Origin of the sequence: Sporosarcina gallistercoris, from assembly GCF_014836415.1 — a bacterium.
Classification (GTDB): Bacteria; Bacillota; Bacilli; order Bacillales_A; family Planococcaceae; genus Sporosarcina; species Sporosarcina gallistercoris.
On record NZ_JACSQY010000006.1, the window covers coordinates 41,457 to 60,314 of the forward strand.

Annotated in this window: 17 protein-coding genes and 1 pseudogene; 11 read left to right on the top strand and 7 right to left on the bottom strand. The window is 41.2% G+C overall.

Annotated features, from left to right (window positions below; genetic code table 11):
• Positions 1-301 precede the first annotated feature (301 nt).
• A pseudogene (locus H9659_RS09170) lies at positions 302-861 on the top strand (DUF1541 domain-containing protein).
• Positions 862-1,020: 159 nt separating this feature from the next.
• Complete coding sequence (locus H9659_RS09175; protein WP_191689716.1) at positions 1,021-1,674, top strand: M48 family metallopeptidase; 654 nt, start codon at positions 1,021-1,023, stop codon at positions 1,672-1,674.
• Between the two features lie 30 nt (positions 1,675-1,704).
• Here the strand turns inward: H9659_RS09175 and H9659_RS09180 are convergent, their stop codons facing one another.
• Positions 1,705-2,133, bottom strand: coding sequence for an Lrp/AsnC family transcriptional regulator (locus tag H9659_RS09180; protein ID WP_191689718.1), 429 nt, complete (start codon positions 2,131-2,133; stop codon positions 1,705-1,707).
• A 141-nt stretch (positions 2,134-2,274) separates the two neighbouring features.
• Between H9659_RS09180 and H9659_RS09185 the strand changes: the two genes are divergently transcribed.
• Positions 2,275-2,856, top strand: coding sequence for a DJ-1/PfpI family protein (locus tag H9659_RS09185; RefSeq protein WP_191689720.1), 582 nt, complete (start codon positions 2,275-2,277; stop codon positions 2,854-2,856).
• A 136-nt stretch (positions 2,857-2,992) separates the two neighbouring features.
• On the opposite strand, the gene H9659_RS09190 is transcribed toward H9659_RS09185, so the two are convergent.
• Complete coding sequence (locus H9659_RS09190) at positions 2,993-3,499, bottom strand: MepB family protein (RefSeq protein WP_191689722.1); 507 nt, start codon at positions 3,497-3,499, stop codon at positions 2,993-2,995.
• A 166-nt stretch (positions 3,500-3,665) separates the two neighbouring features.
• Here H9659_RS09190 and H9659_RS09195 point away from each other — a divergent pair, with 166 nt between their 5' ends.
• The gene (locus tag H9659_RS09195) at positions 3,666-4,286 is read left to right on the top strand and encodes an NUDIX hydrolase (RefSeq protein WP_191689724.1); all 621 of its coding nucleotides are present in this window, start codon (positions 3,666-3,668) and stop codon (positions 4,284-4,286) included.
• A gap of 181 nt (positions 4,287-4,467) precedes the next feature.
• Here the strand turns inward: H9659_RS09195 and H9659_RS09200 are convergent, their stop codons facing one another.
• Complete coding sequence (locus tag H9659_RS09200; RefSeq protein WP_191689726.1) at positions 4,468-5,379, bottom strand: D-alanyl-D-alanine carboxypeptidase family protein; 912 nt, start codon at positions 5,377-5,379, stop codon at positions 4,468-4,470.
• 318 nt (positions 5,380-5,697) lie between these two features.
• On the opposite strand from H9659_RS09200, the gene H9659_RS09205 reads away from it, so the two are divergent.
• The 3 genes from H9659_RS09205 (at position 5,698) to H9659_RS09215 (ending at position 7,486) form a co-directional block, all read left to right on the top strand.
• Complete coding sequence (locus H9659_RS09205) at positions 5,698-6,192, top strand: LURP-one-related/scramblase family protein (RefSeq protein ID WP_191689728.1); 495 nt, start codon at positions 5,698-5,700, stop codon at positions 6,190-6,192.
• Between the two features lie 385 nt (positions 6,193-6,577).
• A complete protein-coding gene (locus tag H9659_RS09210; RefSeq protein WP_191689730.1) occupies positions 6,578-6,763 on the top strand; it encodes an antitoxin VbhA family protein in 186 nt (61 codons plus the stop codon).
• Between the two features lie 3 nt (positions 6,764-6,766).
• Entirely contained in the window at positions 6,767-7,486 is a 720-nt protein-coding gene (locus H9659_RS09215; RefSeq protein ID WP_191689732.1) for a Fic/DOC family protein, read from the top strand.
• Positions 7,487-7,626: 140 nt separating this feature from the next.
• Here the strand turns inward: H9659_RS09215 and H9659_RS09220 are convergent, their stop codons facing one another.
• On the bottom strand, positions 7,627-8,613 hold the full coding sequence (locus H9659_RS09220) for a bile acid:sodium symporter family protein (RefSeq protein ID WP_191689734.1): 987 nt from the start codon (positions 8,611-8,613) through the stop codon (positions 7,627-7,629).
• A 409-nt stretch (positions 8,614-9,022) separates the two neighbouring features.
• Here H9659_RS09220 and H9659_RS09225 point away from each other — a divergent pair, with 409 nt between their 5' ends.
• A complete protein-coding gene (locus H9659_RS09225; RefSeq protein ID WP_191689736.1) occupies positions 9,023-10,216 on the top strand; it encodes a chromate transporter in 1,194 nt (397 codons plus the stop codon).
• A 66-nt stretch (positions 10,217-10,282) separates the two neighbouring features.
• Here H9659_RS09225 and H9659_RS09230 read toward each other — a convergent pair whose 3' ends face one another.
• Both H9659_RS09230 and H9659_RS09235 read right to left on the bottom strand, forming a co-directional pair.
• On the bottom strand, positions 10,283-12,697 hold the full coding sequence (locus H9659_RS09230; RefSeq protein ID WP_318240714.1) for a DEAD/DEAH box helicase family protein: 2,415 nt from the start codon (positions 12,695-12,697) through the stop codon (positions 10,283-10,285).
• On the bottom strand, positions 12,687-13,013 hold the full coding sequence (locus H9659_RS09235; protein ID WP_191689738.1) for a nucleoside triphosphate pyrophosphohydrolase: 327 nt from the start codon (positions 13,011-13,013) through the stop codon (positions 12,687-12,689). Before H9659_RS09235 ends, H9659_RS09230 begins: the two co-directional genes overlap by 11 nt.
• A 318-nt stretch (positions 13,014-13,331) precedes the next feature.
• Here H9659_RS09235 and H9659_RS09240 point away from each other — a divergent pair, with 318 nt between their 5' ends.
• Both H9659_RS09240 and H9659_RS09245 read left to right on the top strand, forming a co-directional pair.
• Complete coding sequence (locus H9659_RS09240) at positions 13,332-13,736, top strand: (deoxy)nucleoside triphosphate pyrophosphohydrolase (RefSeq protein WP_191689740.1); 405 nt, start codon at positions 13,332-13,334, stop codon at positions 13,734-13,736.
• Between the two features lie 13 nt (positions 13,737-13,749).
• Positions 13,750-16,641 carry a DUF3427 domain-containing protein gene (locus tag H9659_RS09245; RefSeq protein WP_191689742.1) on the top strand — a complete coding sequence of 964 codons (2,892 nt, stop codon included), beginning with the start codon at positions 13,750-13,752 and terminating at the stop codon, positions 16,639-16,641.
• A 523-nt stretch (positions 16,642-17,164) separates the two neighbouring features.
• Here the strand turns inward: H9659_RS09245 and H9659_RS09250 are convergent.
• A complete protein-coding gene (locus H9659_RS09250; protein ID WP_191689744.1) occupies positions 17,165-17,977 on the bottom strand; it encodes a hypothetical protein in 813 nt (270 codons plus the stop codon).
• Positions 17,978-18,194: 217 nt separating this feature from the next.
• On the opposite strand from H9659_RS09250, the gene H9659_RS09255 reads away from it, so the two are divergent.
• Positions 18,195-18,749: a hypothetical protein gene (locus tag H9659_RS09255; RefSeq protein ID WP_191689746.1), complete on the top strand. Its 555-nt coding sequence runs from the start codon at positions 18,195-18,197 to the stop codon at positions 18,747-18,749.
• The last annotated feature ends 109 nt before the right edge of the window (positions 18,750-18,858 follow it).

Below are 18,858 nucleotides of genomic sequence, written 5' to 3' on the forward strand. Positions count from 1 at the left end.
CAATTCTTATTTCAGTTGGACGTATCCGACTTCCTCATATTCCTAAGTGGTCTCCGTATTGCACTTGCTTCCTTCGACTTGTAATTTGATTTATAAAATATCGACAAAGGATTCTAGTGACTTCATGTAAAGACTTGGCCAGAACTAAGTAATGGTTCAGGCAATTCAATAGTGGAGACTTCAATAACACTATCTCTAAAATCGTTAGGGCATCAAGTGTTTTTAAGGAATGGAATAATTCACGTTAGTCATCAAATCAAAAGGGAATACTAATACGGATATGAAAAAGGAGTGATGGAACATGAAAAAACAACTACTTGCAACAAGCGCTGCATTCGCTCTAGTGCTGGCAGGGTGCGGAGCGACGACAACGAAAGAAGACAAACACACTACAAGTGAAGAAGTTTCCCATGATGATATGGAGGGCATGGATCATTCCAGTGATGGGAGTCTACCTGAAGGTTTAAAGGAAGCGGAAAATCCTACATTCCCGGTTGGCTCTGAAGCAATCATTCAAACGGATCACATGGAAGGCATGAATGGAGCAACCGCACAATCGTCGGAGCGTATGATACGACTGCCTATGCCATCACCTATACACCGACAGATGGCGGAGAGAAAGTGACCAATCACAAATGGGTGATTCACGAAGAACTCGAAGATCCGGCAGCGCCGACACTTGAAAAAGGAACTGAAGTGACCACCCTTGCTGACCATATGAAAGGGATGAAGGGAGCGAAAGCAGAAATCGAATCTGCTAAGCAAACGACTGTTTACATGATCGATTATGTGCCGACAACCGGTGGAGATGAAGTGAAAAACCATAAATGGGTTGTGGAAGACGAATTATCTAAGAAGTGATTATGAATTGAGAGAGCTGCCGAGTGCAGCTCTTATTTGTTTGGAAGAAGAAGGTCAGTTTCTGAGTAAATCATCTTCGTATGCTAAACTGATAAGAAAATCGATAGGCAACGATGCGTAAGCGCAACGGAGCCTTCCGGTAATAAAAAAGGAGTCCATATGAAAATCACAATTGACAACGAAGTCTTCCATTACAATGTGCAATATGGAAAAGGGAAGAAACTTTCCTTACATATCGATTCATTCGGTTTCATCACCGTGAAAGCACCGAATGGCACAACTGAGCACGTCATCCAGCAAGAACTGCACAAGTGGGGAAGTTGGATTGTAGAGAGGATGAAGGAAAGGGAGTCCGAAAAGATAGATCCACTCGCCCGGCAATATGTACCTAATGGGACATTCCGTTATCTAGGAGAAGAACGCCTGCTGCAGGAACTCATTGAAACACAGGGTCTTAGTGAAGACCAACTCCGACACAATTTGAAGAAGTTCTACTTCACCCAATGCAAAACCCTTATCGAAACACGCATCAAACGGTATCAGAAAGAACTGAAAGTCTCGGCAAAAGAGATTGAAATCATCGAGTCGTTCGGCAAATGGGGAAGCTGCAACTCGAGCAAGAAACTCGCATTCAACTATCGGCTTGCCATGGCACCCGTCGATGTCATCGACTACGTCATCGTTCACGAACTGTGCCACATCACGCACATGAACCATGATCGATCGTTTTGGCGGCGTGTCGGAAGCATCATGCCGGATTATAAGGAAAAGGAAGACTACCTTGCGAGCAACCAGCATAGGATGACCCTTTGATTAAAGTACCTATAATGTGGAATTTCGGATTTAAGTAAATGGTTCAACTATCTTTTTTTCGTAAGAAGACAGCACGATATTCGTTGAGGGCGTACCATATTGCATGGAATCATCGATGAATTGCTCTAAACTCTCTACAGAGTACGTTGCTAATTTGACAATATAGCTAATTTCACCTGCTACTCGATAACACTCAAGTACATCCGGATGATCATGGCAAAATTCAGCTAATGCTTTACAATCCCTCGATGTGAACAAAACCAGCGCAGAAATGGGACGGTTCATTTTTTTTAGAGAAACATGTGCATGATACCCTTCAATCACATGTTGGTCCTCCAGTTTCCGTACACGCTCAGTTACAGAAGGGGAAGATAAGTGAACGGCTTCTCCTAAATCCTTCATTGAAATTTTTGCGTTCGATTGTAAAAGACTTACAATCTGTTTATCAATTTGATCCATGAAATAGCCAACCTTCTTTTTTAAAAAAGAATAACTTAAATTCCAAGTTAATTAAAGCGAAACAATGAAATATCCTTTGATGCCTTATTTATGAACCTTCATTCTTTATATAAAATAAGGTGACAGGAGGCGATTAGAGATATGAAAAAGATCCTATTATTATTGGCTGATGGATTTGAAGCGGTTGAAGCGAGTGTATTTTCGGATGTACTAGGTTGGAATCGATGGGAGGGCGATGGATCCACCGAGGTCGTAACAGTCGGTCTTCGAGATAAATTAACGTGTACATGGAACTTTACTGTCCTACCAGAAAAAACGCTTGATGAGATTGTACTAGATGAGTTTGATGCTCTCGCTATTCCAGGTGGATTTGAAGAAGCTGGATTTTACGAAGATGCGTTCAGTCCTCCTTTTTTAAATGTAATCCGGCATTTTCATGCCAATCAGAAGCCGATTGCTAGTATTTGTGTGGCATCATTGGCATTAGGTAAAAGCGGAATTCTTCAAGGTAAAAAAGCTACGACTTACAATCATTCAACGAGTATCCGAAAAGAGCAGTTGAAGAATTTCGGAGCAGTTGTACAAAATGACCTTGTTGTTGAAGATGGTCATATTATTACATCGTCAAATCCAGGTACAGCATTCGATGTTGCATTTCTATTACTCGAAAACCTAACCACTAAAGAGAACGCAGATCACGTAAAGGAACTTATGGGGTTTTAGATTGATCTTCAATCAGGCAACGCTTTAGGGTAATACTTAGTAGGAAGATTGAGGACTGATAAAAAATTGACGACAGACGACCTTGCGAGCAATTAACACATGAGCATCCAACAAACAATTACTGAATTTTAAGGAGTTAGTCAGAATACAGGGATAAGAGTTCATGTGATGATGCATCACTTGCATCACTCAGGTCCACAAAGTAGTCCAATTGCCATTTTTGTGTGGCGATGGCCTGTGGACTAGTGGGCTTATCCCAACTAGGATACACTCTAAATGCCATTTTTCCGTTTGTACTAGTTGTTGTAAGAATGTTTCTGCTTGCGAGGATTGTTTTTGGAAAGATGAATTGTCCAAAATGGTGTTCAGTAAAGGTATTGATGACAACTAAATCAGGGGATGTATCGTATGGGAAGGGCTGATTCCGATTGAATTCATCTTTTTCCCAGAGAGCAACGAATTGCCCTTTCTTTGCAGGAGTGATTTTTGCAACTCTGAAACGAACCGATTTAGCGCCTAACTGGAAGGTTCCAGCTCCGTACTCAGAGTTTTGACGTTCTTCTTGAACATCGTTAATTGTGAAATGATTAGGCTGATATACATGTTTATTTACATACGCTAAGAATGTTTGAAAATCATTCATTACTTTGCCCCCTCAACTTATTACGAATATCTATCTGTACAGAACGTTTGTTCTATTATATAACTCTTCGAAAAAATTAGCAAAGAAAAAAAGAGTCTATCGCCCTTCTGGAATGGGTGACACAGGTAGAATCCGCAACCAACTCTACACGTAAAGGAGATCATCCATGGAAACTGAAATTCTCACTATCTTCAACGAACAGCAAAAACCGATTGGCACGGCAACGCGCGAAGAAACCCATCGTCTTGGCCATTGGCATGAAACGTTCCATTGTTGGTTTGTTGCGAAAGAAAATGGACAGGACATGCTCTACTTGCAACTACGTAGTCCTATGAAGAAAGACTATCCGAACTTATTGGACATCACTGCAGCTGGACATTTACTCGCGACTGAAAGTATCGAAGACGGTGTAAGAGAGATTCAAGAAGAAACGGGAATCGCTGTCGCGTTTGAAGACTTGCATCCGCTCGGTGTCATCCCCTATTCCATGAAAAAGCCTGACATGATGGATAATGAGCTGGCTCATGTGTTTGTGTATCATACAGAACACAACTTAAGTGATTTTCACGTACAGCCGGAAGAAGTGGCGGGAATGTATAAGGTGGCGTTCAAAGACTTCGCAGAATTGTGGAGGGACCATGTGGATTCAATTCCAAACCAGGGATTTGTACTGACAGAGAATGGGGAACATCAGCTTGTGCACCAACACTTAAGCAGAATCGATTTTGTCCCGCATCCGATTGACTACTATGAAGATGTGATTCGGGGAATAGAAGCTATTCTTTGAGGAAAATAGGACGACCACATCACGGATACAACTTATTAAGAAAAATGGAGACCGTGTGTTTCGGAAAAACAAAAAAGCAGCTGCAAGAGCTGCTTTAACTAGTGTTCGGTTTCAGAGCGAATTGAATTTCATATTAGCAAACCGCATCGAGATCTTAAAATTGAATTCGTCCCATATTTTATTATCTTTCACCCGCGCTGACTTCTGCAAACAGCTCCAGCGTATCCTTTTTCTGTGCATGGTCCGGATGGCTGATGTCCTCAAGCGGTGCCCCCATGACGATTGTGACGTACTCACGGTTTCCAGATGTACCGAGCGTAGCCCAGCACTGGCCGGCTTCGTATGTCGTACCGGATTTTCCACCGAGAATTTCAAAGCCGTTCTGTTCCGCTGCATTCAAGGAAGAGAGAACCGTTGACTTCAACGTGATGCCTTGCGGATGATTCGCGGTCGGTGTTGTCTGGAATGACCCTTTCGTGAAGATGGCTTTGAAATTTTGGTTATCCAAAGCGTAATCGAGCAGTTTGGCCATATCCGAAGCGGTCGTATATTGTTTTGCGTCATGCAGGCCTTCCGGATTTGTAAAGCGGGTATGGGTCATTCCAAGCTCTGCCGCTTTGTCGTTCATGAGCTGCACAAACTGTTGCGTACTCCCAGCTACATGGATCGCGAGAGAGTTTGAGGCTTCTCCGCCTGAAGGTAACATCGTTCCATATAGCAAATCCCGGTAGGTGACAGCTTCCCGACCAAAGAACCCCGCCATTGAAGCGTTTTGCGCCATCATTTCCTGATAGGTTGCTGTATCGACGGGAGCACTCGCAGAGAGGTCTTTAATATGCTCAAGCGCTACAAGAGTGGTCATCATTTTCGTCAGCGATGCAGGATACGCTTTCTGGTCTGCATTTTTCTCATACACCGCTTTTCCAGTAGAGCGATCCACCATGAGGATATACTGACTCGAATAGTCATCAGTCTGAAGAACGCCTGGCATCTCTTTCAAAACCAGACCATTCCAACCAGTCACTTTCATGGCGATGACCAAAACGACAGCAAAAAGAATCATCCCCCGTAAAAACGTCCACAACTTCTTCATGTTGCATCTACCTTCCATTTCTCTAGTTCCGGATTTTAATATTCTTGTTAAGTATAAGGGACAACCATGAAGGAAAGTACAGGGAAATTCTGAAGTTTTTCTGAAGATGATTGGAGAGTACTCCACAAACACGTTTTTTTGATAGCTAGAGCAAGGTTCCTTTATAGGCGTCACTATGAGATGAGCAATTGAACAAAGTGATCTAGTTGGAGGATGAAAAAAGGGATTCTAAACCTCATCTTTCGAAACTTTCCTCTCCCTTACACCGTAAACACTAGTAACAGGTTGTCAGGTGGAAAAACGCGAGGGGGAGCGGAGATGAAAGAATTCATCATCAAGCAAAAAATGCTGAGAATGAACGGACAATTCAATGTGAAAGACGAACAAGGGAACGATGTATATGAAGTGGAGGGCAGCTTCCTGAAAATCCCGAAAACGTACACGATCCAGGACGCTGAAGCGAACGAGGTCGCACGAATCACGAAAAAGGCGTTCAGCTTCCTTCCGACATTCCATCTGGAAGTCGAGGGACAGGAAACCGTGACGATTCAGAAGGAGTTCTCCTTCCTGAAGCCCCGCTATACGATAGACGCACCCGGCATCGAAGTGCTCGGAACGTGGTGGGAAATGAGTTTCGATGTACTGAAGGACGGAGAAGTGGCGGGCACCGTGGACAAGAAGTGGTTCCAGTGGGGAGACAGCTACCAAGTGCAGATTTACAATGAAGACTTGGAAAAACTCATCATCGCGCTCGTAATCGCCATCGATTGTGTGAAAAGTGATCAGAGTGCGGCATCCGCTGCTTCTTTCTAGGCCAGTGACCACTTCAGTTTCAGACAGGTGAATTAAGCTGATATCTCTTGAAACTGATAATTCTATAGCGAGCGCAAAAAGCGGAATTGACGTAACTCATTTTGAAGCACGGGACTAGGCATCTACGAAAATGGATAAGAACAAGACAGTCCATTCGCCCTCTTAATAGGGAATCGGCACTTGTCTAACATTGCACTGACGTAGTTGCTTAGAGAGGAACTCCACGAGTTACCAGTTATACGTTCATTGACGTATTTGCTTGGTAATAATTTCTTTTGCATTCCAACTTACGAATATATTTTAAAATCCATGAAGTGAATGAACTGTCTAATGGTACATGAAAACTGGTATAATAGAGGTAAGAACAAATGAGGGGTGTTATTTTATGAATGCAAATTCACGAATAGAACGCCAAAGGCAAGTAGAGTTTGCAGTTGGAATGGCTTCGATTGACGGTGGAAAACCAAGTGTATTTACAAAGAATCTTCTAAAGCAATATGAAGAGGGGCAGTTATCCTCCAGTCAATTGAAGCAAGCGATTGTTGAAAAATATACAAGGGCCAAACAATGATTTATGGATCCTTATATTTATCCTAATACAAACATCTTGATCAACAAATTAGACATTCGTGATGAAAAACAATTAATTGACGTTGAAGCACAGTTGTTAATTGCAGGGATAGTAGATATTTCTTCTATAACCTGGAAGATTGATTTTCATAAGTATGATAGTCTCCAAATCATTCATCACTTTCTTTTTCATGAGCTGTATACATGGGCTGGGAAATTTCGATCAGTCAATATATCTAAAAGCGAACGGGTTTTAAATGGATTATCTGTTGCTTATAGCGATAAAGATCACATTGTATCTGATTTAGAAAATGTTTTTAAATGGGCCCAATCCAAACAATGGAGTTATTCTAATCCTAGTCTTATAAAAGACTTTTCTGTATTGATGGTGAAACTTTGGCGTATCCATCCTTACCGTGAAGGGAATACAAGAACAGTTTCAATTTTCATGAAGCTCTTTGCTGAAGCAAATAGGTTGGATTTTAATGCTCAATTACTCTCACAACATGCAGGATATTTGCGGAATGCGCTAGTTCTTGCAGCAGTGGAAGAGGCCCCAGAACCACAATATCTCTTCAATATGATGTCAGATGCACTAGATGTAGTCAGTTCCAATAAACTCCATCTTGATGATGAAGCGTCTAGTAGTTATCAAATGATTAGGCAATACAATGTTTCAGAACAAGAAGAAAAACCTTTTAAAATTGATCGTGATGATAAATAACTTCAAGCCATGGGCTAGAAGGATATCACAAGCGGTCAAAAAGTGGCAGATTCGAGTGAAAGTCTAGGGGACACCCATAAAAAAGAGCTGGACATCAAACGATGCTCAGCTCTTTTTCTAGTGTAGTATTCGTAAACCACTCAGCGGGACTCAAACGGTTGGACGGGAATTATGCCAAGATGCTGTTCGGGCTCCTCTACTTTTGTAGGCTTCTTAGACCAAATGGTCGCGAGAATCGGCCCCGAAATATTATGCCAGATCGCACCCCATACGCTTGGAAGTGCAGCAAGAGGACCGAAATGTGCAGTTGCGAGTGCGACGCCGAGACCTGAGTTCTGCATGCCGACTTCAAGAGAGATGGCTCTGCGGTCATTCTCATTCAATCCAAGCATTAAGGCCGTCAAATAGCCAAGCAGCAATCCGAAGCCGTTATGAAGGAAAACCGCAGCGAACACGACGAAACCGGAAGAGATGACATTGCCTGCATTGGCAGACGTGACAGCGGACACGATGATGAGGATAGCGAGCACCGAAATGAGCGGTACAACTGTGACGCTCTTCTCGACGGCCTTCGGGAAAAACCGTCTGATCAAAAGACCAAGGACAATCGGTACGATGATTACTTGGACAATCGACTTGAACATAGACACCGGGTCAACCGGAAGCCACTGACCTGCCAGCCATAACAGCAAAACAGGAGTCACAATCGGTGCGAGTAGCGTGGAAAGGGAAGTCATCGCAACCGACAGCGCCAAATTCCCTTTCGCCAAATAGACCATCACGTTCGAAGCGGTACCACCCGGAACACATCCGAGGAGTACCAAACCAGCAGCCAATTCTGGCGGAAGCTTCAGTACATAAGCAATCGCAAACGCAACAAGCGGCATAATCACAAATTGAGCTGCAACCCCCACGATGACTGGCAACGGTTTCGTAGCGATAATCTTAAAATCCACCGCCTTCAATGTCAGCCCCATGCCAAACATGACAACTCCGAGCAAAATGGTGATATATGCACCTAATCCTAGAAAAGGTGTTGGAAATAGAAAGGCCATAAGCGCTGCGATGATGACCCACACAGCAAAATACTTCCCTGCAAACGAACTGATCGACTCCAATGCTTTCATCCTCATATACCCCCTTGATAGTCTCTGGACGTTGCTCGGAGCATCACCTGGAATAGAGAAATGACTCCGTAGCACCATCCATATTTTTCTTGTGATGAATGACTCAACAACGCTCATTCATGACTATGAACCAATACGATAGAGTCAATTATACACAATTATCAGAATGATTCAATATATATTTCATATCGCAGGATTGTTAGCATGAAGACGTCGAGGCAGACTTGTACATAGCAAAGATGAAAAAGACACAAGCTCTTCTTTTGATTCATTAAGAAAAGTCTTCCAGTATGACGATTTTGTAAATTTTCGATCAAACGGCACATAGCTGCGGTCAGACATGGTACCTTCATGATAGTGAAGTCAAAATCCAAGCCATGAAAGCATCGACTACCAAAAGGAGGCTCCCATGAAGCCAGCAAAATCGAATCGAAGTATGAAATCATTATTGGAAATCCTATTCGTCTCAACTCGTCTAGGGTTGACATCGTTCGGTGGACCCACTGCACATTTGGGCTACTTCCATGAAGAATACGTCCGCAGAAAGAAGTGGATGGACGAAAAAAGCTATGCAGACCTCGTCGCATTGGCTCAGTTCTTACCAGGACCTGCAAGCAGTCAAGTCGGAATCGGAATTGGCGTCATGCGGGCAGGCGTCATCGGAGGCATCATCTCATTTCTCGGATTCACACTCCCGTCAGTGATTGCACTCATCCTGTTTGCAGGACTACTTACAACTACGGATATCGGGAACGCAGGATGGATTCACGGACTAAAACTGGTCGCAGTGGCGGTCGTTGCCCATGCCATCATCGGAATGGCCAAAAACCTGACCCCGGACGCAACAAGGAAGACCATTGCACTCTTTGCACTCATCGGTACATTGCTTTGGCAATCCGCATGGACGCAAGTCGGTGTCATCCTCCTCGCAGCACTCGTAGGATTCTTGCTGTTCAAGCAGCAAGAAAGCACCGAACCAGCCAAATCGACCTTCCCGATCACCAAGCGTGTGTCCGCAATTTGTCTCGTATTATTTGCAGGACTACTCGTTCTGTTACCGATACTCCGGGAACTTACAGGATCCGTATGGGTCGCCATGATTGACAGTTTCTATCGATCCGGCTCACTCGTATTCGGCGGTGGACATGTCGTCCTGCCCTTACTTGAACAGGAATTTGTTCCAACTGGATGGATCAGCGAAGAATCCTTCCTAGCTGGATACGGAGCAACCCAAGCCGTACCGGGTCCGCTCTTCACATTTGCCGCCTACATCGGAACGGTCATGAAAGGATGGCAAGGCGGCCTCGTTGCAACCTTCGCTGTGTTCCTGCCCGCATTCCTGCTCATTCTTGGAGCACTCCCATTTTGGGATCAATTGCGGAACAACCCTGAAGTCAAAGGGGCCATCATGGGCGTCAATGCAGCCGTAATCGGCATTCTGATCGCGGCACTCTACACCCCGATCTGGACCAGTTCCGTTCTACAACCAACCGACTTCGCCCTCGCTGCAGTATTGTTCACGATGCTGGCATATTGGAAACTGTCTCCATGGATGGTAGTGGTGGCGGGAGCTGTTGGTGGAATGGTGTTGTCGTATTTGTGAATTGAAAAAGGCTGCTTCAACTGTCTGGGGTAAGACGGTTGGAGCTAGCCTTTTTGAGTAATAATTTTATTTAGATTTTCTCTCGAAATACATATGCAGCGAACCTTCACAAATCTGCCGAGTCCAATCAAATAGAATCTCAGCATGCATTTCTTCCGGATCGATTTGTATTGTGAATAATCTATTCACAAAAGTAATCAATCCTCTATAAGATCCGCTCCACTTCGTCATCGGCATATCTTCAATGAGTTTTGTCATCCTGTTTTCATCATAGTTGATGAGTGTCGCACCTTTTTTTGTATGCCAATCTTTTAACCTATAAGATTTCTCTGTTAAATATTGATGAAAGCCAGGAGCTGCTTCCGTTGCAGTGATAGGTTTATACCAATCAAGGCTCCCCCGTTTAAGCATGACATGCAGTAGCACCATCTTATAACTTTTCGTCATACTGGTTGTAGCCACATTTACAAACCACTCTTTATAAGTCTCTAAAACTGCCACTTCAAGATCGGTCAACGCATCTGCATGTTTCAAAAAAATGGGATAGGCTTTAAAGTTCCTTTTTACATCTTCTATATCAGCATCTGCTTTTAAGTGGAACTCTAAGTAAGTTGGCCTTCTTCCTAACGTCAGTTTTAACTCTTGATAAGCGTGTACTAACGCTTGTTTAGGAGACATCTTTGGTTTCATCGCCTCTAGTAAATCGATCACAGCTGTTTCTAAATTGAATTCCCATTGTTCTGGTTGTGTAAGAACGTCTCCAGTAATTGTAGTGTTTCCAATGGTGTCGTTTTCGATGAAAACTGAAAATTTTCTACGAGCCGTTTGATAGTTACCGATCAAGTCGATAATTACGCAATGCGACTTCCCGTTAGCCAAGCGCAGTCCACGACCAATTTGTTGTGTGAAAACAGTAGGAGATTCTGTAGGACGCACAAAAAGTAACGTATCAACAGCCGGGATATCCACACCTTCGTTGAACAAATCTACTGTAAAGAGGATATCCAGGCTGCCATCTTGTAACTGTTGGCGCGCATTCATTCGAATCGTTCTATCGCTTCCACCATGTAAAGCAATAGAACGCGCTCCCTGTTGCGAAAAATACTTGCTTAGAAATTGTGCTTGGCGCACTGAAGAGCAAAAACCAATCGTTCTTGTTTGTTTTCGTTCCACCCAGGCATCGTACACAGCTTCAGCATATTCGGTTCGTATTTGCAACTGTAACAATCCTTCTTCGTCGTACCGATTATTTCTAAACTTCAGCTCGCTGTAATCGGTTTTGTCGAAAACTCCGTAATAGACGAAAGGTGATAACCAATTGTTGCGAATTGCTTCAAAGAAATTTACGGAGATGGCGATGTTGCCATCACATAGACTGTAGACATCTTTGTTGTCTAAACGTTCAGGCGTTGCAGTCAATCCAAGCAAAAATTTAGGTGAAAAGTGTGCTAGCACGCGTTCATAGGAATTAGCCATAGCATGATGACATTCGTCCACGATAATTAGATCAAAGTCATGCCTTTCAAATGTATTCAAGTGTCGTTGCATACTAAGTGTTTGAATGGAAGCAAATACAACATCAGAAATAATGTCTTTTGAAAAACCATTGAACAAACCGCAGGATCGTTGAGGGTTTACTTGTCTAAAGGAAGTCATAGCTTGAGTCAGTAATTCTTCTCGATGGGCTATAAACAAAATACGTTGAAACTTTTGAGCAAAAAAGGCAGCTAAATACGTTTTCCCTAGCCCTGTTGCAAGAACAACCAATGCCTTATCTCGCTCTTCGAGTAATGTGTTATCAAGAGAACGAAGAGCAAGTTTTTGCGCAGGCCGTGGAGTGAGAATTACAGGCTCATAAGTCTCCTGCCGTTCAAGTACAACCGTCGGCTCCTCCGACGGACCGAACGTCATCTCGAGTTCCTCTTGCTTGGCCCACTCCCGGCTGAACGGAAGGCGGGTATTCATCCGCTCATATCTCTCTCTGTACTGCAATATCTGCTCCTCATTCACTTCCTGCGTCGCAGGTGACAAAAACAGCTTCATGAACTCCGCAGCAGCTGTTTCAAACAGCATGGGATCGACAGAAGAAGGAGTATGCAAATTCCACTCCACACCGTTCCCAAGCGCTGATTTCGATAAATTCGAAGAACCGACAATAACCGAATCACCTGTCTTGGAGCCAAACAAATACGCCTTCGGATGAAATGACGTTCCTCCACTTTCCATCATCCGAATCTCAGCGTCCGCCAGTTGTCTATGTAATAGCAATAGGGCATCGGGCTGCGTGATCGACATGTAATCACCTGTTAAAATCTTGATATCTGCCTTCCTGAGGGCGGCTTGCTGAAGAACAGAAAGAATCTCCTTTACACCGGAATTCATCAGAAACGCAGTAACGATATAAATGGTATCCGCAGAATCAGCTAACCCCTTAATATGATGAAGCAGATCGTGAGTAATAAGGCGGATGTCATTCATCATGCACCTCGACTAAATAAATACGATCAGAGAAACCGCCGCGCTGTGCTGCTTTCTCTGCACGGAGCTCCTCAAGTTCTGCAGGGGTCGCTCCAAGAACAGCTGCTGCAGCATGTACAAGTTCCAGGAGATCAGCAAGCTCTTCTAGTTGATCGGCATCTTCTGCAGCTTCTTCATATTCAGTGAGTTCTTCATGCATTTTGTGCTTGATTTCCAACAAATACTCATCTTCAGACAGAATTCGAGTAACTGTCTTATTACCGTCTTGCTCGATGATCTCAGGGATTCGGTCGCGGACTAGTTTGTTGTAGATTGGCATGGTGCACCTCTTTCTAGATTTTACCTATAGTTTAGCATGTATCTATAAATAACCGTTACCCTCTACCCATCTTGCTGATATAGGAAAAATTCTATCAAGAAAAAATATATAACGTAACACCCGATTTGATAATGTCTCACTAATAATGATTAGGCTGATATTGATTTGAAGGATTTTATATGTCTGTTGCATATAGAAGTGAAACTATTAAGAAAAGTATGCTAAAGTTAGTAGTATGTGTCATTAAAATGAAACTTAGATATAATGGTATTTATTTATGAGGTGAAAAACTACCATAGGAAAGAATAGGTGGAACAATTGAAAAAGAAAATTCATGTTGTAGGGGCTATTATTGAAAATGAAAATGCTGAAATTTTAGCTGCATTGCGAAGTCCAGAAATGACATTGCCTGATTACTGGGAATTTCCTGGAGGTAAAATAGAACCAGGAGAGTCTAAGACAGAGGCTTTACAAAGAGAGATATTAGAAGAGCTAGGATGTTCAATTAAAGTATTAGAACAAGTTGAGGATACGACTTATGAATATGAAAATTTTATTGTTCGTTTGGAAACGTTTATGGCTAAAGTTACAGAAGGGGTTCCAAAGTTAAGTGAACATGCTGAATTGAAATGGGTATCAAGAAGCAAGCTTGCCACTTTGAAATGGGCTCCAGCAGATATACCGGCAATTGAAGCATTATTAACATCCACTCTAGAAAAATGAGAGGTGAATTTATATGGATAACTTTATACGAAACTTAGAAATATCATTGCATGAGGGTTTTGTTGATAATTTTAATAACAAAGGAAGCTTCAAACCGGAATTATTAGTTAATAATAGTTTGCAGAATAAAAACGTTTTAACTACTATACAAGAGGAGTTACAAAGTAGTGAGGTATTTTTATTTTCTGTTGCATTTATTACTGAAAGTGGGTTAGCAACACTTAAATCCCTATTCTCAGATCTTATTGATCGAGGAATAAAAGGAAGAATTATTACTTCTAATTATCTATACTTTAATCAACCTAAAGTGTTTCGTGAACTAATGAAGCTTACCAATGTTGAAGTAAGAATAACCTATTTAACAGGTTTTCATTCGAAAGGCTATATTTTTAAGCAGAGTACCCATTACTCCTTGATTGTAGGAAGTTCCAATTTGACTGCTCATGCATTAAAAGTGAATTACGAATGGAATGTCAAGCTGACTTCTCATGAAAACGGGGATATTGTTCATCACTTTAAAAATCAGTTTGAGGAAGTCTGGGCTTCATCTAATGTCTTAACAGAATACTGGATAGAAAATTATGAGATTGAATACTCCAAAAATGCTGATTTGAAACTTGCCGAGCAAGTTATTGAACTTCCCTCAAATTACAATCCGAACGCAATAAAAGAAGCACTTGAAATTACACCAAACAAAATGCAGAAAGCGGCATTGGCTCAAATTGAAGCTGTGCGCAATGCGGGGAAAACTAGAGGACTAGTTGTTTCTGCTACAGGGACAGGTAAAACATATTTATCTGCATTTGATGTCAGAAGCTTTAATCCGAAACGAATGTTATTTATCGTTCATAGGGAACAGATCCTAAATAAAGCCAAAGAAGATTTTATAAAAATACTCGGAGGTATTGAAGAAGATTTCGGAATGTTTGTTGGATCCAGTAAGCAAGAAGAAAAGAAGTATTTATTCGCAAGCATTCAAACATTATCTAAAACAGAAAATCTACATAGATTTAATCCAGCAGACTTCGACTACGTTTTAATCGATGAAGTGCACAAAGCAGGTGCGGCATCTTATTTAAGCGTCATTGAATATTTCAAACCAAAGTTTTTAATGGGCATGACTGCTACACCTGAGAGGACAGATGACTTTAATATATATGAGCTCTTTGACTACAATATTGCGTATGAAATTCGATTACAAGAAGCATTAGAAGAAGATATGCTTTGTCCGTTTCACTATTTTGGGGTAACAGATTTTGAATTAGACGGTGAAGTACTTGATGACGCGGCTGTTTTGTCAAAGTTAGTTACTGAAGAACGTATAAACCATATCATTGAAAAAGTTAACTTCTATGGATACTCGGGAAATGTAGTGAAAGGATTAATGTTTTGTAGTAGAAAAGATGAGGCAAAGAAATTATCAAAAGCACTTAATAGGCGTGGCCTAAAAACAGTCTCATTAACAGGAGACGACTCTCAAGAAGAAAGAAATCGACGAGTGACACAGTTAGAAAATGGATTGTTAGATTATATTCTCACAGTTGATATATTTAACGAAGGAATAGATATACCTAGCCTTAACCAAGTTGTCATGTTGAGACAAACACAGTCGAGCATAATATTTATCCAACAATTAGGACGTGGGCTACGAAAACATTTTTCTAAAAATTATGTCACTATAATAGACTTTATAGGAAATTATACAAATAATTATTTGATCCCTATTGCGCTTTCCGGAGATAAATCACTTAACAAAGATACAGTTCGCCGGAGAACAAAAGATACAAGTTACATTAAAGGGGTTTCGACAGTTAATTTTGAAGAGATTGCAAAGAAGCGAATATTTAGTTCTATCAACAGCAGCAATTTGACCTCTTTAAAGATCCTTAGAGAGGCCTATATTGAATTGAGAAATAAAATTGGGCGGATACCTCTCTTAAGAGACTACTTGGAAAATCATTCAATTGATCCTGTAGTAATTGTTGAAAAGTATTTTAATTACTATCAATTCCTATTGAGGATGAAAGAAGATGTTCCGGGAATAACAGCCTACGAGAATAAAGTTTTAACGATGCTATCCTTAGAAGTCTTAAATGGTAAACGTAAACATGAAGTTCTTTTGCTTGAATTATTGTTGTACGAGGGCTTTGTTTCAAAAACAGAGTATTCGGAACTACTATCTAAGGTAAACTGTGTAATCGATAAGGAGACTTTAACCTCAGTTAATCGTGTATTTGATCTATCTTTCTTTACACAGAATAATAAAAAGAAATATGGTGAGAAGGAAATAATTGAACTAGATCAAAACGAAAGATACTTTTTCAATGATTCCATTAGAGAAAGTTTAAAAAATAACCCTTATTTTTACAAGTTATTTGAAGATATTGTTGAAAGTGCGAAAATATTATCAAACAGATACCAATGCGATAAGCCACTTACTCTGTACGAAAAGTATTCAAGAAAAGATGCCTGTAAACTTTTGAACTGGAGTGCAGATGAAAGCTCGACCATGTATGGCTATAAGCCTAAACATGGAACGTGTCCTATATTTGTAACGTATCACAAACATGATGGAGTTGATTCGAGCGTTGATTATGGTGATGAATTTTTGAATGCTGAATTATTTAAATGGTATACCCGTAGCAATAGAACTATTCATTCACAGGAAGTTCAGCGAGTCATAAATTCTGATCAGCACGGAAATGAGATACACATTTTTGTGAAAAAAGATAATGATGAAGGTACTGATTTCTATTATCTGGGCAGAGGATATCCCGACAAATCTACAGTTGAAGAAGATAGAATGATTGATAAAAATGGGAAAAATATACCCGTTGTACATATGAATATGATTATGGAGCAACCAGTTGAGAGGAAACTTTATCGTTATTTGATTGAAGAATGAAAGTTGTCGAATACGCGGATATTGTTACAATGAGTTTTTAAATCACCAATAATTAAGGGATTTAGCAAATTATATGATACGCGCTATACGTTAGAAAATAGAATATTTATCTACAAAAAGTAAGCCCCTTTCGAGTAGCGGAAGGAGCTTATTTATTATTGGTGCGAAATGCAATCAATTTATTGCATCCATAAAACCTCAACCTCACATTAGGTTCGAAATTTATTTAGTGATTCTCTAATGTTTATTAGTTGAAATTCAGAAGTGTCTAAAATGAATTTGTATGATTGCGGTAAATAAGTTTCAAAAAACATATGAAATCTCAGTTTACATTATTTTATGGACAACCGAGTAGATAATATTGTTCGAATGTCGGGACGATAATTCGTCGGCGAAGTGGTGGGCAGCCAGGTATACGATGTCGATTGTAAGTTGAATGATAAAGGTGAAATTCATTATTGCTATTGTAGTTTAGATATGACAAGAACAAATACACACCTAAAACCCTTTACAGGTCGTATTATCAGCCCGTGACGCCGCGGTTTACGGCTAACGAGAACTCGTCCACTGACACGGAATACTCCTGATAGATATCCGCAAACAATGCTTCAGTCATCAGTTGCCGCAGGACGCCCTTGAAGTATCCTGGTAAATTGCGGATGGTTTTCGTTTTCTGTGCCATGACAGCGATGCGTGTAGCCCGGTGAGCCAGCTCTTCAAATAAGGGGCCTTTCTCTTGATGGATTTCGAATTTCAACATTTTTCTCGATAAGACTCGATAGATGCCGAAAAAATTACGTGCTTTTGCTGTATCCCCGCTAATGGATAATAAGGATTTCATCTTCCCGAATAAGGTTGTGGATAACTTTTCTGCCGCAGGATGAGACGTCTTTATAAGATCTTTAAGATTTTTAGATTTATAGAGAGAAGGTTCGTTTTCAAAATGTGTGGTTGAATCCTTACTCTCATCAGCTTCTATGCTACGTGGTCCCCTGTCCAATTTCCCCTGGTCATCTACAGGCAAAATGACGTATATATTTGCCCCGAGACCACTCATCACTGGACGTACGTAATGAATCCGCTCGATGATTTGAAGTTTCTCGAGTTTGCGTAGTGAACGGCGTACTGTGGAATTCGAAACAGCCAATTTCTTTTCGATCGTTTCGTGTTTCAAATGTGCAGCTAAATATTTCACCGAATAACACCGGATCATCTCAAGCACCGCTCGATCGGTTTTATTCAGCGAGTTACAGTGGATGTCCAGATGTGTTCTTGCAGCGGCGTCCATTTCTTCTTTACTGTTGAATTTTGCGTATCGTGATAAGTAGTGTGTCATCTTTAAAGCCCCCTTTTATTCTCTAGATAGAGTGGAGAGGGCAAAAGGTAGACAGGCGGAATGGATTTTTGAGAATCGAAAAGATTCCAAAGGTGATTTTTTCGAGTGAATCGATGTTCCTCGACTAGTATTTTGAATCGTACTGAACTTATTTGAGAATTCGATTCTTATTTGTAACTTCCGGGGAACCCTTACGTCTCATTCAAAAAGGGGAGTTATGATGAAAAGGTTCTCTTTCTTATGGTTAGCGGTTGCCCTTGTATCAGTTGGGTGTACGAACAATTCCACATCTCCAAAAGATGCACCTTTCTACGAAACCGGTACTATTCCTCAAACAATGTCAGAAAAAATGCCTGACGACTTTGGATTTTCTGTTTCCTACGGAATTGAAAAGAAAAATGAAATCAACTCATTCACGAATACAGTGACCAAGGATTTGATAGAAGATGGAACAATCACGGCAGCGATTGCTCTAACAGAAGAGGAAAAGGCTGAGATTTACGATAAGATGAAAGAAGCGGATATTAGAGGAACTAAAAACTATATACCCAACCCTATAAACGGAACTATTTGTGAGCAAACACCTTTCGAAGAGGATCAATGGGAAATCACTATGAACGGTGAAACGATAACTCATGCCGTATCAGGTGCGTATTGTGAACCGACCGAAGATGCCAAGCAATTATTTGCGTTACGGAATTTCGTAGTAAGTAAAATGAGGAGTAAGGAAGAATATATGAAGCTTCCCGATGCTAGAGGCGGATACGATTAATGGGATTTGCGCATGCGATGGAAATAGGGGGAGTTACGCATTTTTATAGAGAATTTCAGAGGGAAAGTAATGGCTGTACAATATAATGATTTGAATTATTTGCTATTTC

What these genes read in the sequence shown, in the direction of transcription:
- H9659_RS09175 (WP_191689716.1), top strand. Translation starts at nt 1,021, where the DNA reads ATGAAAATCACAATTGACAACGAAGTCTTCCATTACAATGTGCAATAT.
- H9659_RS09180 (WP_191689718.1), bottom strand. Translation starts at nt 2,133, where the DNA reads ATGGATCAAATTGATAAACAGATTGTAAGTCTTTTACAATCGAACGCA.
- H9659_RS09185 (WP_191689720.1), top strand. Translation starts at nt 2,275, where the DNA reads ATGAAAAAGATCCTATTATTATTGGCTGATGGATTTGAAGCGGTTGAA.
- H9659_RS09190 (WP_191689722.1), bottom strand. Translation starts at nt 3,499, where the DNA reads ATGAATGATTTTCAAACATTCTTAGCGTATGTAAATAAACATGTATAT.
- H9659_RS09195 (WP_191689724.1), top strand. Translation starts at nt 3,666, where the DNA reads ATGGAAACTGAAATTCTCACTATCTTCAACGAACAGCAAAAACCGATT.
- H9659_RS09200 (WP_191689726.1), bottom strand. Translation starts at nt 5,379, where the DNA reads ATGAAGAAGTTGTGGACGTTTTTACGGGGGATGATTCTTTTTGCTGTC.
- H9659_RS09205 (WP_191689728.1), top strand. Translation starts at nt 5,698, where the DNA reads ATGAAAGAATTCATCATCAAGCAAAAAATGCTGAGAATGAACGGACAA.
- H9659_RS09210 (WP_191689730.1), top strand. Translation starts at nt 6,578, where the DNA reads ATGAATGCAAATTCACGAATAGAACGCCAAAGGCAAGTAGAGTTTGCA.
- H9659_RS09215 (WP_191689732.1), top strand. Translation starts at nt 6,767, where the DNA reads ATGGATCCTTATATTTATCCTAATACAAACATCTTGATCAACAAATTA.
- H9659_RS09220 (WP_191689734.1), bottom strand. Translation starts at nt 8,613, where the DNA reads ATGAAAGCATTGGAGTCGATCAGTTCGTTTGCAGGGAAGTATTTTGCT.
- H9659_RS09225 (WP_191689736.1), top strand. Translation starts at nt 9,023, where the DNA reads ATGAAGCCAGCAAAATCGAATCGAAGTATGAAATCATTATTGGAAATC.
- H9659_RS09230 (WP_318240714.1), bottom strand. Translation starts at nt 12,697, where the DNA reads ATGATGAATGACATCCGCCTTATTACTCACGATCTGCTTCATCATATT.
- H9659_RS09235 (WP_191689738.1), bottom strand. Translation starts at nt 13,013, where the DNA reads ATGCCAATCTACAACAAACTAGTCCGCGACCGAATCCCTGAGATCATC.
- H9659_RS09245 (WP_191689742.1), top strand. Translation starts at nt 13,750, where the DNA reads ATGGATAACTTTATACGAAACTTAGAAATATCATTGCATGAGGGTTTT.
- H9659_RS09250 (WP_191689744.1), bottom strand. Translation starts at nt 17,977, where the DNA reads ATGACACACTACTTATCACGATACGCAAAATTCAACAGTAAAGAAGAA.
- H9659_RS09255 (WP_191689746.1), top strand. Translation starts at nt 18,195, where the DNA reads ATGATGAAAAGGTTCTCTTTCTTATGGTTAGCGGTTGCCCTTGTATCA.